At 75.1% G+C, this 14,693-nt stretch carries 11 protein-coding genes; 10 read left to right on the plus strand and 1 reads right to left on the minus strand.

Going from position 1 to position 14,693, the window contains the following annotated elements:
* The first annotated feature begins 136 nt into the window (after positions 1–136).
* The 6 genes from ACF1BH_RS05265 to ACF1BH_RS05290 all read left to right on the plus strand — a co-directional run bounded on the left by ACF1BH_RS05265 (position 137) and on the right by ACF1BH_RS05290 (position 5,613).
* Positions 137–1,549, plus strand: coding sequence for an amidase (locus ACF1BH_RS05265; protein ID WP_391641065.1), 1,413 nt, complete (start codon positions 137–139; stop codon positions 1,547–1,549).
* A gap of 126 nt (positions 1,550–1,675) precedes the next feature.
* Positions 1,676–2,281: a YdbC family protein gene (locus ACF1BH_RS05270; RefSeq protein WP_391641066.1), complete on the plus strand. Its 606-nt coding sequence runs from the start codon at positions 1,676–1,678 to the stop codon at positions 2,279–2,281.
* Positions 2,282–2,449: 168 nt separating this feature from the next.
* Complete coding sequence (locus ACF1BH_RS05275) at positions 2,450–3,109, plus strand: histidine phosphatase family protein (protein WP_391641067.1); 660 nt, start codon at positions 2,450–2,452, stop codon at positions 3,107–3,109.
* A gap of 10 nt (positions 3,110–3,119) precedes the next feature.
* A complete protein-coding gene (locus tag ACF1BH_RS05280; protein WP_391641068.1) occupies positions 3,120–4,019 on the plus strand; it encodes an ADP-ribosylglycohydrolase family protein in 900 nt (299 codons plus the stop codon).
* 200 nt (positions 4,020–4,219) lie between these two features.
* Entirely contained in the window at positions 4,220–4,921 is a 702-nt protein-coding gene (locus ACF1BH_RS05285; RefSeq protein WP_391641069.1) for a ribonuclease HII, read from the plus strand.
* Between the two features lie 65 nt (positions 4,922–4,986).
* On the plus strand, positions 4,987–5,613 hold the full coding sequence (locus tag ACF1BH_RS05290) for a hypothetical protein (RefSeq protein ID WP_030288201.1): 627 nt from the start codon (positions 4,987–4,989) through the stop codon (positions 5,611–5,613).
* A gap of 224 nt (positions 5,614–5,837) precedes the next feature.
* Here the strand turns inward: ACF1BH_RS05290 and ACF1BH_RS05295 are convergent, their stop codons facing one another.
* Positions 5,838–6,545, minus strand: a complete 708-nt coding sequence (locus ACF1BH_RS05295) for a hypothetical protein (RefSeq protein WP_391641070.1) — start codon at positions 6,543–6,545, stop codon at positions 5,838–5,840.
* A gap of 590 nt (positions 6,546–7,135) precedes the next feature.
* Between ACF1BH_RS05295 and ACF1BH_RS05300 the strand changes: the two genes are divergently transcribed.
* From ACF1BH_RS05300 to ACF1BH_RS05315, 4 genes are all read left to right on the plus strand, one after another.
* A complete protein-coding gene (locus ACF1BH_RS05300) occupies positions 7,136–9,295 on the plus strand; it encodes a RecQ family ATP-dependent DNA helicase (RefSeq protein ID WP_391641071.1) in 2,160 nt (719 codons plus the stop codon).
* Positions 9,296–9,883: 588 nt separating this feature from the next.
* A complete protein-coding gene (locus ACF1BH_RS05305; RefSeq protein ID WP_391641072.1) occupies positions 9,884–11,653 on the plus strand; it encodes a DUF4192 family protein in 1,770 nt (589 codons plus the stop codon).
* Positions 11,654–11,867: 214 nt separating this feature from the next.
* On the plus strand, positions 11,868–13,817 hold the full coding sequence (locus tag ACF1BH_RS05310) for a glycogen debranching N-terminal domain-containing protein (RefSeq protein WP_391641073.1): 1,950 nt from the start codon (positions 11,868–11,870) through the stop codon (positions 13,815–13,817).
* A 49-nt stretch (positions 13,818–13,866) separates the two neighbouring features.
* Entirely contained in the window at positions 13,867–14,631 is a 765-nt protein-coding gene (locus ACF1BH_RS05315) for an NUDIX domain-containing protein (RefSeq protein WP_391641074.1), read from the plus strand.
* Positions 14,632–14,693: the final 62 nt, after the last annotated feature.

A 14,693-nucleotide genomic window follows, 5' to 3' on the forward strand; every position in this document is an offset into this window, starting at 1 on the left:
GCGTACGTATCGCCAATCAGGGTACGGTGTTTTTTCGATGCAGACGCATCAGTACGACTGGTGGGGGCGGGAATGCGACAGCGCCGCCCCCGGAACGCGCCTGCCCCCGAGGGCGGGCCGACGGGAGGGAACGGGTATGCGGGACGCACTGTGGCGGATGCCGGCCGGAGCTCAGGCGGCGGCCGTACGCGAGGGGGCCGTGACGGCGGCCGAGCTGCTGGAGGCGCATCTGGCGCGGATCGACGAGGTCAACCCGGCGGTCAACGCGGTGACCCAGTTGATCGCCGACCGGGCGCGCGCCGAAGCGGACGCCGTCGACCGCCGCCGGACGGCAGGCGGGGAGTTGGGGCCGCTGGCCGGGGTGCCGTTCACGGTCAAGGAGACCACCGCCGTCGAAGGCGTCCCGACGACCTTCGGCGCGACCGCCCTCCGGCACGCCACGGCGCGCGCCGATGCGCCCCCGGTCGCCCGGCTGCGCGCCGCCGGCGCCATCCCGGTGGGCCACACCAACATGCCCACCTTCGTCCTCGCCGGGATGCACGCCCGCAGCGAGCTGTTCGGCGACACCGTCAACCCCTGGTCCCGCGCGGTCACCCCGGGCGGCTCCAGCGGCGGCGACGGGGCGGCCGTGGCGAGCGGCATGGTGCCCCTCGGTCTCGGCAACGACGCCGGGGGATCGGTCCGCATCCCCGCCGCCTTCTGCGGCATCGCGGGGCTGAAGCCGACCACGGGCCGCTACCCCGCCGACCACCGTGTCGGCGCCGACGATCCCGCCCTGGCCGCCCAGGAGTTGGTGGTCGACGGGCCGCTCGCCCGCACCGTCGCGGACCTGCGGCTGGTCCACGGGGTGCTGGCCGGGGCCGCCCCGTGCGACCCCAGGGCCGTCCCCGTACCGCCCTTCGGGGCGCCGCTCCCGGGCCCGCTCAAGGTGGCGAAGGTGTCCGACCCCGGGGGTGAAGGGGTGCACCCGTCGGTCCGCGCGGCCGTCGACGCCGCGGCGGACGCCCTGAGCGACGCCGGTTACGAGGTGTGCGAGGTTCCCGGCCTGCCGCGTTTGGAGGAGACGCTGGAGGCGTACGCGCGGATGACGCTCACCGAGTTCGCCGCCGCCTGGCCGCGCGTCAAACCGCTCCTGGGGGAGGCCGGTCACCGCTTCATCGAGTGGGGCATGGCGCGCACCCGCCCCGTGGACCTCGCGGAGTATCTGCGACTGACCGGGGTGCGCCTGGGCATCCGCCGGGACTGGGCGGCGTTCCTGGCGGAGTACCCGCTGGTCCTCGGACCGGTGTTCACCCTGCCCCCGTTCGCCCCGGGGGAGGAACTGCGCGACCCGGAAAGCTCGTTGCGGCTCCAGCGCGCCATGCGGCTGTGCACCGCCACCAGCTTCGCGGGGCTGCCCGCCGTCGCGGTGCCTGCGGGGACGGACGGCGGACTGCCCCGCGGCGTCCAGCTCATCGGCCGCCCCTACCGGGAGGACCTGTGTCTGGACGCCGCCGAGGAGGTGGAGCGGCGGCTCGCCGTCCCGGTGCCCATCGACCCCCGGCCGTAGGGCGGTTCGTCCGCGACGGGCGGCGGGGCGGCCGGTGGGCGGCGCCCCGCCCGTCGCGTGCGGATCCGCGGATGTTCGGCGGGCGACAGCGGTGATTTGGCCGGTCCCGGGCCGTACGATGGCGCGGTGCTTGTCAAGTGGATTCGCCTCACCGTCGTGGACCGTCGAGGGTTCGAGCGGGGGCAGCGGAAATGGGCGGGACTGCTGGGGGAGCCGGGATTCCGGGGGCAGGGCGGCGGCTGGAGCAGAAGCCGCCCCGGCGTCGCCCACCTCGTCGCCTTCTGGGAGAGCCGGGCGTTCTACGACTCCTTCATGGCGCGCTCCCACGACCGGCTCGCCGCCGCCCAGGTGGGCACCTTCAAGGACAGCCAAGTCCGCCTCTTCGAGCACGAATTCGACGTGAAGGTGGGTTTCGAGCCGGTCTTCGCCGACGTCGACGTCCTGCGGCTGGCCCACTCCCAGGTGCGCGAGGACCGTGTGGAGCACTTCACGCTGATGCAGGTGAAGGTCTGGAACCCGGCGATGGCCGGCTCGCCGGGCATGGTGCGCGGGATGCTGGGGCGGGCGCCGGGGGAGGAGTTCCTGGTGCTGTCGATGTGGCAGTCGGCCGCCGAACGCGGCAAGTACCGCCCGGAGCGGGTGGAGCGACTGGCCCTGCGCGCCCAGATAGCGGCCGACGTGGAGGCCCTCGCGGGTGATGTCGTCCAGCTCGAACCGGCGTGGACGGTCTGAGCGCACGCCCCCGGGGAGCGCCCGGATGCTCCCCGGCACCCCGGTGACGCGCGCCCCGGTGATCACCGCACGGGCGCCGTACGGAGCCGCCCGCCACGCCCCGGGCGGGCGGCCCCGCCCCGTGTCCGCCGGTCGCGACGCGCGCGGCGGGCGTTCTAGGGTGGCCGCATGGCACGGCCGCGACGCATCGTCCTCATCCGCCACGGGGAGTCGGCGGGGAACGTCGACGACACCGTCTACGAACGCGAGCCGGACCACGCGCTCAGCCTGACGGACAAGGGCCTCCACCAGGCCCGCGAGGCCGGTGGCCCGCTCCGGGAGATCTTCGGCGACGAAAGCGTCTCCGCCTACGTCTCCCCGTACCGCCGTACCCACCAGACCTTCCGGGCCCTCGGACTCGACCCGGACCGCGTCCGCGTACGCGAGGAGCCACGGCTGCGCGAGCAGGACTGGGGCAACTGGCAGGACCGCGACGACGTACGCCTCCAGAAGGCGTACCGCGACGCCTACGGGCACTTCTTCTACCGCTTCGCCCAGGGGGAGTCGGGCGCCGACGTCTACGACCGGGTCGGGGCCTTCCTGGAGAGCCTGTGGCGCAGCTTCGAGGCTCCTGATCACCCGCCGAACGTCCTGATCGTCACGCACGGCCTGACCATGCGGCTGTTCTGCATGCGCTGGTTCCACTGGTCGGTCGCGGAGTTCGAATCGCTCGCCAACCCCGGCAACGCCGAGTGGCGCGTCCTCCTCCTCGGTGACGACGGCCGCTACACCCTGGACCGGCCGTTCGAGCGCTGGCGGGAACCGGAGCCGTACGGCATCTCCGGTTAGAGTGCGAGCGATGACCGCCGACGACCGTGACGCAGACCGCCGCGCGCGGGCCCTCGCCAGCCTGCGCGGACTCGCCGTGGGCGACGCCCTCGGCGCCCGCTTCGCCACCCCCGCCCACCTCCCCGCCCTCCGCCGCCGCGCCCTGCCGCCCGGTACCTGGCGGTGGACCGACGACACCGAGATGGCCTGCTCCGTCCTGGCCGTCCTGAACGCCCACGGCCGCATCGACCAGGACGCCCTCGCCCGGTCCTTCGCCGACCACCACCAGGCCGAGCGCGACTACGGCCCGGCCGTCGACCGCCTGCTGCGCCGCCTCCGTGAGGGCGCCGACTGGCACGAGCTCGCCGCCGCCCTCTTCAACGGCCACGGCTCCTGGGGCAACGGCGCCGCCATGCGCATCGCCCCGCTGGGCGCCTGGTACGCCGGCGACGCCGAGCAGGCCACCCACCAGGCGGAGATCTCCGCCTACCCCACCCACCAGCACCGCGAGGCCGTCGTGGGCGCCATGGCGGTCGCCGCTGCCGCCGCCCTCGTCGCCGACCCGGACCGCGACACCGGCCCGGCGCAGCTGATCGACGACGTCCTGGCGCTGATCCCGCGCAGCGCCGTCCAGGCCGGACTCCGCCGCGCCCGGGACATGCTCGACTACGGTGACCCCGGCACCGTCGCCGCCGTCCTCGGCTGCGGCCGCCGCACCAGCGCCCACGACACCGTCCCCTTCACCCTCTGGGCCGCCGCCCGGCACCTCGGCGACTACCCGGCGGCGTTCTGGGCCACCGCCCGGGCCGGCGGTGACGTGGACACCACCTGCGCCATCGTCGGCGGCATCGTCGCCGCCGCCCCCGCGGGCGCGCCGCCGGCCGACTGGCTCGCCGCCACGGAGCCGCTCCCGTCCTGGGTGCCCGCCTGATCCACCTGGCGGCGCCCGGCCCGGAGCCGCCGCGCCAACGGGCGCCCCGGCCCGGCGACTTCGCCCCTGGGGAGCGCCGCACCGCACCCCGTGCCACCCGGTCCGCGCACCCCCGCGACCGGCCCCGGTGGCGGCGTTCGCACTCTCATCCGGATCCGGTGGCGACGCGCGCCCCGAATAGGCGTACGCTTGCTGGCGCCATGCCGTACGAGCCTCCCACCCATACCGTCGAGCGATCACTGCGCGCCACGACGGGCGCCAAGATCGTCGCCGGTGTCGACGAGGTCGGGCGAGGAGCCTGGGCCGGTCCCGTGAGCGTCTGCGCGGCCGTCACCGGCCTGCGCCGCCCGCCCGCCGGACTCACCGATTCCAAGCTGCTGACCCCCAAGCGCCGCACCGACCTCGCCGAGGTCCTCGGCGACTGGGTCACCGCGTACGCCCTGGGGCACTCCTCCCCGGAGGAGATCGACGCCCTGGGTATGACCGCGGCGCTCCGGCTCGCGGCCGTCCGCGCCCTGGAGGCGCTGCCGGTCCGCCCGGACGCGGTGATCCTCGACGGCAAGCACGACTACCTGGGCGGGCCGTGGCGGGTCCGCACGGTCATCAAGGGCGACCAGTCCTGTATCGCGGTCGCCGCCGCATCCGTGCTCGCCAAGGTGCGACGCGACGCGATGATGGCCGAACTGGGCGTGGACCACGCCCCGTTCGACTTCGCCGGTAACGCCGGTTACCCCTCCCCGACCCATCGCACCGCCCTGGAGGAGTACGGTCCCACGCCGCACCACCGGGTCTCGTGGTCCTACATGGACGCGTTGCCCCGGTGGCGGCATCTGAAGAAGGTGCGCGTCACCCCCGAAGCAGCCGCTCTGAAGGCCGGTGGCCAACTCGGCTTCGACTTCTGAGCGGTGCGGGCGTCGAGGCGGACCCGCCGACACGTCCCGCACCCACGTTTGATAGACATCCCTTCATGCCTCTCATCCCCGAGGAGCCTCAGATTCACGAGAGTGTCCCGGGTCCCCGCGCAACTCCGGCCGCCGGCCGCACCGCGCCGACCCCCCGCCCCGTTCCCGGCCCCCGCCCCGCGCCCGCGCGCGGACCCCACGCGGCCGGAGTCCGTCCGGGCAAGCCCGGTCCGCCCGCCCCGCCGCGGGCGCCCGTCACGGCCCCGCCCGCCCAGCGCACCGGCCCCCGCCCCGCGGCGGCCACCGACGCGCAGCTCCAGTTGATCCCGGCCCCCGCCGACGGCGCCCTGGACGCCGCCGACGAGGCCGTCGACCTGCTGCTGGACTCCGGACGCGCACCGAGCGACATCCTGGTGCTCACGACCGGTGACCCGCACCCCTGGGCCGCCCACGAGCTGTCCTTCGGCGAGGCGTCCTACTGGGCGCAGTACGACGCCGCGGAGGACGTGTTCTACGCGGACGCCGCCGCCACCCGGCCCGCCGGACGGCCCGTCGTGGTCGTCGCGGTCAACGGCGGCACCGACGAGACCACGGCGCGGGCCCTGCCCGCCGCCCTGGCGCGCGCCGGAGCACTGCTGATCGTCTGCGGCGACCCGCAGCGCATCAACGCCGTGCTCGGCACGTCCGCCTGACCGGTCCCGCACGCAGCGGCCCGCCGGCCACCAGGCCGGTCGGGCCCGCACGCGTACCCGGAGGCGGCCGCCCGTCGGCCTGCCCCGGGGCGCACGGTGCCGTCACGGGCACGGAGAGGCACGGCGCGCGCCGCCGACTCGCACCGTGCGGCCGCCCGTCGCCGTGCTTCCCGGGCACACCCGAAAACGGCGCCTCCGCTTCCGTAGCGGGCCGCTCCGCCCCCTCAACTCCCGCTCGCGGCAACGCTCCTGTGCTCCTGACTGCCCGCCGGAGCCTCGGACTCCGGCAGTCGCCGGGGCCGCTCCACGCCGTCGTCGGACCGCCGCGCCCTGCCCGGCCGTCGCGCCGCCTCCGCACGGGGCCGCTCGCCGCCCGCCGTGGCCACGGGGCGCCCACCCGCCCGCGGGCGGCCGCCGGGCCGCCGTCCGCCACGCTCCTCGCCCAGCACCTGCCAGCGCTCGCCGTTCAGCATGAGGTACGCCCCGCACCGCAGCCCGTGCAGCGTGCACGCGTCCCGTAGCCCCCACATCCAGGCGCCGTCCGTCTCCGTCCACCGCAGCTCCCCCGCGCGGCAGTACAGGAGCACCGCCGTCCGTACCGGGACCCGCAACCGCAGATCGTGCGGCACGATCCGCCGCAGCTGCACCAGTAGGGCGTGCCGGAACCGCCAGCCGTCCGGGGCGGCGGCGCCGAGCGTGAACGACGCGCTCGCCCGCACCCGCTGATCCGGATCGAGCACCGCCACCACCGCGGTGGCGAACGCCGGGGCGTGCCGCTGGTGCACCCCGTTCACCAGCTCACGAGGGTTGCGCAGCAGCGGAATCCCCGCCGTGGCCCACTCGGCCGGCTCCAGCACGCGGCTGCGCCGCACGGCCGGATCGGCGGCCTCGGGGCGGGGTGCGGACGGGGGCTGGGCATCGGTGAAATCCACGGTCCTCCCTTCGGCCGCGCGTCCCCTCGGCGTGCGGTAGCGGGCGCGCGACTCCACGGCACTCCGGCGTGCGTGCCGGTACGCGGAAGCGGCACCGGTCCCGTACGGGCACGCGGTACCCCACATGCGCGCACTCCCGCCTCGCCGATGGCGCTGCCTCCATCCTTCCCGCCACCGCCCCGCCCGACGCCCTGCCGCTCCCTCCCCGTCCGGCCTGCGCGGCCCCTTTTCGGGGGCGGGCGTACGGGACGTGCCGCGCGGGCGCACGGGGCGCGCGGCGAACCGGCGCCCTGCGGTCCGGCACGCGTTCGGCGGCGCGACGCCCGCCGCGGGGACCGCGAACCGGGCCTCCTACGGGTGCGGACCCCCATTTTCCTCTGCGTACCGAGGACCGCGCCACGGCCTCGGACCGTTCCGATGAAACCGCGCTTTAAAGCTCTGAACTGCGTAAACATCCTTGCGAGGGAAGTGCGGACGTGTCTGCGCGAACGTCCGGCGACGTCGATTCCGGACGCCGGCGGAGCGTGCGGACGGCCTCCGACGCGGTGGGCAGTGGCTGTTTGTCAGTGGCGTGCTGTTGCATGGAGGGCATGAACGAACAGGAGCTGCGTGCCGAAGCCGACGCCATCCTCGTCGAGCTGGTCGGCGACCCGGGAGGCCCGGCGACGCTGCGGGAGGACCAGTGGCAGGCAGTGGCCGCCCTGGTGGTCGAGCGCCGCCGCGCGCTGGTCGTGCAGCGCACCGGCTGGGGCAAGTCGGCGGTGTACTTCGTCGCCACCGCACTGCTGCGCCGCCGCGGCTCCGGCCCGACGGTGATCATCTCGCCGCTGCTGGCACTGATGCGCAACCAGGTCGAGTCCGCCGCCCGCGCCGGAATCCAGGCGCGGACGATCAACTCCGCCAACCCGGAGGAGTGGGACGCCATCCACGAGGAGGTCGAGCGCGGCGACGTCGACGTCCTCCTGGTCAGCCCGGAGCGCCTCAACTCCGTCGACTTCCGCGAACGGATGCTGCCGAAGCTCGCGGCCACCACCGGCCTGCTCGTGGTGGACGAGGCACACTGCATCTCCGACTGGGGTCACGACTTCCGCCCGGACTACCGCAGGCTGCGCACCATGCTCGCGGAACTCTCCCCGGGCGTCCCCGTCCTCGCCACCACCGCCACCGCCAACGCCCGGGTCACGGCGGACGTCGCCGACCAGCTCGGCACGGGCGCGGGGGAGGCCCTGGTGCTGCGCGGCACCCTGGAACGGGAGAGCCTGCGGCTCGGCGTGGTCCGGCTGCCGGACGCCGCACACCGCCTGGCCTGGCTCGCCGACCACCTCGACGAGCTGCCGGGCTCCGGCATCATCTACACCCTCACCGTCTCGGCCGCCGAGGAGGTCACCGACTACCTCCAGGGCCGCGGCTTCCGCGTCGCCTCCTACACCGGCCGCACCGAGAACGCCGACCGCCAGCAGGCCGAGTCCGACCTGATCGGCAACCGCGTCAAGGCGCTGGTCGCCACATCCGCGCTGGGCATGGGGTTCGACAAGCCCGACCTCGGTTTCGTGATCCACCTCGGTTCGCCGTCCTCGCCCATCTCCTACTACCAGCAGGTGGGCCGCGCGGGCCGCGGCGTCGCGCACGCCGATGTGCTGCTGCTGCCAGGCAAAGAGGACGAGGCCATCTGGCGCTACTTCGCCGAGGTCGCCTTCCCGCCCGAGTCCCAGGTCCGCCACACCCTCGCCGCCCTCGCCGACGCCGGACGCCCGCTCTCCGTACCGGCCCTGGAGGCCCAGGTCGACCTGCGGCGCAACAGGCTGGAGATGATGCTGAAGGTGCTGGACGTGGACGGCGCGGTCCGGCGCGTGAAGGGCGGCTGGACAGCCACCGGCGCCGACTGGGTGTACGACGCCGAGCGATACGCCTGGGTGGCACGGCAACGGGCCGCCGAACAGCAGGCGATGCGCGACTACGTCAGCACCTCCCGGTGCCGGATGGAGTTCCTGCGCCGCCAGCTGGACGACGAGGGCGCGGCCCCCTGCGGCCGCTGCGACAACTGCGCGGGGGAGTGGGCCCACTCCACGGTCTCCCCGGCGGCGCTGGCGGGCGCCACGGGCGAACTGGACCGCCCGGGCGTGGCGGTCGAACCCCGCCGCATGTGGCCGACGGGCATGGCCGCCCTGGGCATCGACCTCAAGGGCCGCATCCCGGCCCAGGAACAGTGCGCCCCCGGGCGTGCCCTGGGGCGTCTCTCGGACATCGGCTGGGGCAACCGCCTGCGCCCGCTGCTGGCCGAGCAGGCCCCCGACGGCCCGGTTCCGGACGACGTCCTCCAGGCCGCGGTGGCAGTCCTCGGCGACTGGGCCCGCTCCCCGGGCGGCTGGGCCTCGAAGGCCCCGGACGCCGCGGCCCGTCCGGTGGGCGTCGTCGCCGTCCCGTCCGTCAGCCGCCCCCGGCTCGTCCACTCCCTCGCCGAGGGCATCGCCCGCATCGGACGCCTTCCCTTCCTCGGCTCCCTCGCCCACACGGAACAGAGCGCCGCCCACCGGTCCCACCGCAGCAACTCCGCACAGCGCCTCCAGACCTTGTCCGCCGCCTTCACCGTCCCCGGCGAACTGGCCGACGGTCTGGCCCGCACCCCGGGCCCGGTCCTGCTCGTGGACGACTACACCGACTCCGGCTGGACCCTCGCCGTCGCCGCCCGCCTCCTGCAACGGGCAGGCACGGAGCGGGTGCTGCCACTGGTGCTCGCGGCGGCGGGGTGAGCGGGCGGGGGCTGCCCGGCTCCGGCTGAAGGGTGCGATGGCGCGGCGGGCTGCTCATGGGGGAGGGACGGGCGCGCGGCGGTGCGGTGTGTGTGCGCTCCGGAGCAGCGGTTTGGCTTACTGCCGGTGGCCGGTGGATGCCGGCCGTTGGCTTCGGCCTTCATCGGGTCCGGGGTGTCTCGCCGTGCGCGGATGGTGTGGGCCGGGCCGCCGCGCGATCTCGTGCGGGCGCCTGCCACCGTCTGAGGCGGGAGACCGTCCGGCGTCGTCCATGTACGGCGTACTCGTACCGTACGAACGCGGGGCGGTAGCTCCCGGCCCGTCCGCTCCCGGCGCATGCGGCGGTGGAACCGTGGGCGCCTGCCGGAGTGAGGAGAGCCAAGGGCGCCCTTCAAGGCGGCACCCGGACCCGGGCGCGCCCGACGTCACAGCTGCCTGCTGAATCCGCCCTGCCTTGGGCCGGGAAACCGTCGTGTGCCCACGGCTCGCGCGCCAGGGCCGCCCCGTCCGCGCCTGTGGATATTTCCGCCACCCGAGGGTTTTCCACAGGGGTCGCGGCGCAGCGGACCGGCGCGGGATCTTCGAGCCATGAACCAGCACAGCGAACGGCCCCACGACCCGAACCGCACCGGCAGGCCGCAGCCCCGCGCAGGTACGTCCGCAGCCTCCGGGCGCCCGGAAGACCCGCCCGCGGCCGCCGCACCGGGCCCCGCGCGGCCGCCGGCTCCGACGATTCCCGCGCCCCGCACGCCCCTCTCCGCCCCGTCCCAGGACCCCACGGCATCCCCGCGGAAGCCCGTCCGCCCCGACGCCGGAACCACCCGTGCCACCGGGCCACGGGGCTCCGCCCCCACCGAGCGCCCCGGAGCGCCTCGCCCCGGCCACACCGACCTCTCCCTGCCCGCGAACCTCTTCCTCCCGGCCGGCCCCGTTCCGGAGAACCCGGACCCGGACGCATCCGGCCCGGCAGCCACCACCACACCCGACGCCGCCCCGTCCGGGGGAAACCACACCACCGCCCGCGATCCCGACCGTGAGACCGAGACCGGCTCCGAGACCGAGCAGCAGGTCACCCTGCGCGACGCCGCCGACCTCGCCGACGCCCTGCCGTACCTGATGGGCTTCTATCCCGACGACAGCATCGTCCTGGTGGGACTCCACGGCCCCCGCGGACGCTTCGGCGCCCGGGGCAGGCTCGGTATCCCCACCGACCCGGAGCAGTGGCCCGACGTCGCCGACCAACTCGCCTCCTGCCTCATCACCGCCGCCGGCGACCGCGGCGTCCGGCCCGCCGGCATGCTCGTCTTCCTCTGCCAGGAGCCGAGGAACGGCGAACGCGGCCAGGACGTCACCCGTCGACTGCGGCCCCTCGCTCAGCGGCTGCGCACCGCATGCGGCGCTCTCGACGTCCCCGTCCTCGAAGCGCTCTGCCTCTCCAACAACCGCTACTGGTCGTACTGCTGCCCCACCTACCGCTGCTGTCCCGCCGACGGAAAACCCATGGTCATGCCCGGCACCTCGGTCATGGCGGCCGCCGCCGCGTACGCGGGCATGCAGGTGCGCGGCTCCCTCAAGGAGATGGAGGCCCGCCTCGCCCCACGCACCGGCCCCCGCGCCGCCGAACAGGTCAAGGCGCTCGACACCGCGGTCAGCCGGGTCCTGCCCCGGATGCTCCACGCCAACGGCGCCCGCGCCGTCCGCCAGGACACCCTCGACCGGGCCGCCGCCATGATCCGGCGATTCCGGGAGGACACCCCCACCGGCAGCAACCGGGCCCGTGACGCCTGTGACGACGCCCTCCTCACCGACACCGAAGCCGCCGAACTCATCCTCGGCCTCCAGGACCGGCTCACCCGGGACCGGGCCGCCGAATGGCTGGAAGGCCCCTCCGCCGCAGCCGCCCTCCGCCTCTGGCGCGCCCTCGCCCGCCGCTGTACAGGCGCCTACCTCGAACACTCCGTCGCCCCACTGACCCTCGCGGGATGGGTCGCCTGGTCCACGGACGACCAACCCTCCGCCCGCGTCGCCCTCAGCCGCGCCTTGGGCATCGACCCCGACTATGTCTTCGCCCAACTCCTGCACCGTGGCATCAACGAGGGCCTCGACCCCGAACCGTTGCGCCGCTGTCTGAGGAGCGAACGAGAGGAGCGCGAAGCACAGACGGCCCGCGCGACGAGCGGCTCCCGCGACGCGGCGGCCGCCACCCGCACCGCACCGGCCCCCGACCCCGAACGCACACCCCGATCCCGCCGCGCACCGACCGGCCGCCCCGCCACGCCTCGGGGCAGCTCCGGCCCGCCCGGCAGCGGCCCCGACGCCCGCCGCCTCCGACGTGGTGGTGACCGGAGCCGCAGGTGATCCAGGAACGCGGTGCGGCCGGCGTGACCTGCACGCCGGCCGCACCGTTCAGGTGGGTGGCGTCAACAGCCGTCCGCACCGGTACCACCAAGGAGCACGACCCGTGCCAGGCATCGAGCACTCCACCCCACCGACCCCACACGTCCCTGGAACACCCCGCACTGCCCCGCCCCGTGTCCCACGGCCGCAGCCTCTCCACGCCTCACTGATCTCCGTGGCGCTGCCCCACCTCACCATCTCCCCGCCCGACGGCCAGCTCAGAGGAGAGAACGCCGACGGCTGCTACCACGACGGCCGCCGCATACTCTCCCGTTGCGAACTGCACGCCGGAGCGGGCGAACCCGTCATTCTCCAGAGCAAGCAGACCGCAGCGGATCACACCCGATTCCTCGGCGCCGTGCGCCTGACCGGCGACCGCAGCCCGGATCCCGACATCCGCTTCGAACGACTACGCCGCGCCGACGGCAGCGAACGCCTCACCTTCCGCAGCAGCTCCTCGCGCCCCGTCCGCCTCCCCGTCGACCTCCGGCTCGGCACCGACCTCGCCGAACTCGGCGCCGTCGCCACCGGCCTGCCCGGACCCGACCTGCGCCCCGCAGTCCACGGAGCGGGCCTGCGCTGGTCCGGGCCCGGGGCACACGCCGCGGTTACCACGACCCCGGCACCCGACGACGCCCTCGCCTCCGCCGGCCTCCTGCGCTGGGACCTCGACATCCCACCCGGCGGCAGCCGCACCATCGACCTCCGTCTCACCCTGGAACTCACCCCGTCCGGCGGCCCGGACGCCCGCACCACACCGGAAGGCCCGCACCGGGCCCCGGAGCTCCGGGGCCCGTACACCGCACCCCGTCCCACCGGCCCGCGGCTACGCACCGCACGGCCGCAACGCCTCTGGGCGGCCCGCCTGGAATGCGACGACCCCCGTGCCGACGCCCTCCTCGCCACCGACCTCTACGTCGTAGGCGGCATCCCCTGGCGCCCGGGACTCTCACCGGCCGAAGCCCTCTGGTCCGCCCGCATGCTCCTGCCCCTCGGCACCCACCTCGCCGCCGGTACGCTCCGCCTCCTCGCCCGCACTCAGCACACCGGCCCGGGACCGGACGCCGGCCGCCTCCCCGGCCCGCTCCGTGACGCCGGACCGCACGCCCCACCCAGCTGCGCCGGCACCGAAGCCACCCTGCTCTTCCCCACCGTCCTCGCCGAGGCCCGCCGCTGGGGCCTGCCCGATCACGAGACCGAGCACCTGCTGCCCACCGCCGAACGCTGCCTGGACTGGCTGCTCCGCACCTCCGCCACCGGTCGCCCGCCCTACCTTCCCGACCCCGCCCCATCGGGCCCATACCGCTGTGAAACCCAGGCACACGCCCACCGCGCCGCGCTCCTCGGCGCCGACCTCCTCGACGCGTACGGCAAACCCCGCGCAGCCGACCTGCGGGGATGGGCGGCCGACCTCTGCACCCACTTCCGCACCGATTTCTGGCACGAGGACCGCTACGGCGGCCGTCCCGCCGCCCTGATCACCCCTCAAGGCCGCCCCTTGGCGCATCTCGGAGCCACCACCGGGCACCTCCTCGACACCGGTCTGCTCGGCGGCGGCCGGTACGCCCAGGGGCTCCTCGACCCCGTCCGCACGGCCCAGCTCGCCGCGCTTCTGGCCGGCCCCGCCATGGACACCGGCTGGGGACTGCGGAGCCTGAGCGCCAAGGAGAAGCGGCACAACCCGTTCGGGCACCGCAGCGGAGCGGTACGGCCCCACGAAACCGCTGTCGTCGCCGCCGGACTGGCCGTCGCCGGCCATGAACCCGCAGCGAACGCGCTGCTCAAGGGCGTCCTCGACGCCTCGGAGAGCTTCGGCCACCGACTCCCGGAGATGTACGCGGGGGAGCAGCGCACCACCGGAGCCGCGCCCGTACCCCACCCCGCGGCCTGCCGGCCCGCCTCCGTCGCAGCGGCCGGCGCCGTCCACCTCCTGCTGGCCCTCGCCGGTCTGCGCCCCGACGTCCCCGGCGGCACCCTCACGCTCCGCCCCGTGGGCAGCGCCCCGCTCGGTGCGCTGCAGTTCACCGGCCTCCGCGCCGCCGGACAGCCCCTCGCCGTACGGATCAGCCGCCTCGGCATGGGCATGGTGGAGGAGGCCGCCGATGGCTTGCAGCTGAAGTCCTGATCTGGCGCGACGGCCTGTTTATCGTCAGGCGGACGACTATGATCACGACATGCCTCCCTACGACCCGTCGGCCTTCCCGCCCTTCGCCGTCACCGTCGATCTGGTCGTGCTCACCGTGCGCCGCCACTCCCTCTGCGCCCTGGCCGTGCGCCGTGGCGAGCCGCCGTTCCAGGGGCGATGGGCGCTGCCCGGCGGCTTCGTCCGCGCCGACGAAGACCTGGCGGGCGCCGCGGCCCGGGAGCTTGCCGAGGAGACGGGCCTGCACGCCCACGACCCGGCCGACCCCACCGCCCCGTACGGCGCGCACCTCGAACAGCTCGCCACCTACGGCGACCCGAAGCGCGACCCCCGGATGCGGGTGGTGAGCGTCGCCCACCTGGTACTCGCCCCTGACCTGCCCGCCCCGCGCGCCGGCGGCGACGCCCACAGCGCCCGCTGGGCACCGGTCGAATCCTTCCTCGACCAGGAGTCCGCGAGCGCACCCGAGGGGGAGGCCCCGGCCCCGCTCGCCTTCGACCACGCCCAGATCCTCGAAGACGGCGTGGAACGCGCCCGTTCCAAGATCGAGTACTCCTCTCTCGCCACCGCGTTCTGCCCACAGGAGTTCACGGTCGGCGAGCTGCGCCGCGTCTACGAAGCGGTCTGGGGCGTCGCCCTGGACCCCCGCAACTTCCACCGCAAGGTCACCGGAACCCCGGGCTTCCTCGTCCCGACCGGTGGCACGACGACCCGTCAGGGCGGCCGCCCGGCACAGCTGTTCCGCGCGGGCGGCGCCACCCTCCTCAACCCGCCGATGCTGCGCCCCGAGGCCTGACCACCCGACAGAGGCTTGCCCTCGGCAGGCGCGCTCGCGGCCTCACCGTGACACGGGACGGC

It is taken from the genome of Streptomyces sp. NPDC014733 (assembly GCF_043083385.1).
Lineage (GTDB): Bacteria > Actinomycetota > Actinomycetes > Streptomycetales > Streptomycetaceae > Streptomyces.

Coding starts and splice junctions, on each gene's coding strand:
- ACF1BH_RS05305 (WP_391641072.1), top strand. CDS start 9,884: ATGAACCAGCACAGCGAACGGCCCCACGACCCGAACCGCACCGGCAGG.
- ACF1BH_RS05265 (WP_391641065.1), top strand. CDS start 137: ATGCGGGACGCACTGTGGCGGATGCCGGCCGGAGCTCAGGCGGCGGCC.
- ACF1BH_RS05315 (WP_391641074.1), top strand. CDS start 13,867: ATGCCTCCCTACGACCCGTCGGCCTTCCCGCCCTTCGCCGTCACCGTC.
- ACF1BH_RS05280 (WP_391641068.1), top strand. CDS start 3,120: ATGACCGCCGACGACCGTGACGCAGACCGCCGCGCGCGGGCCCTCGCC.
- ACF1BH_RS05290 (WP_030288201.1), top strand. CDS start 4,987: ATGCCTCTCATCCCCGAGGAGCCTCAGATTCACGAGAGTGTCCCGGGT.
- ACF1BH_RS05300 (WP_391641071.1), top strand. CDS start 7,136: ATGAACGAACAGGAGCTGCGTGCCGAAGCCGACGCCATCCTCGTCGAG.
- ACF1BH_RS05275 (WP_391641067.1), top strand. CDS start 2,450: ATGGCACGGCCGCGACGCATCGTCCTCATCCGCCACGGGGAGTCGGCG.
- ACF1BH_RS05285 (WP_391641069.1), top strand. CDS start 4,220: ATGCCGTACGAGCCTCCCACCCATACCGTCGAGCGATCACTGCGCGCC.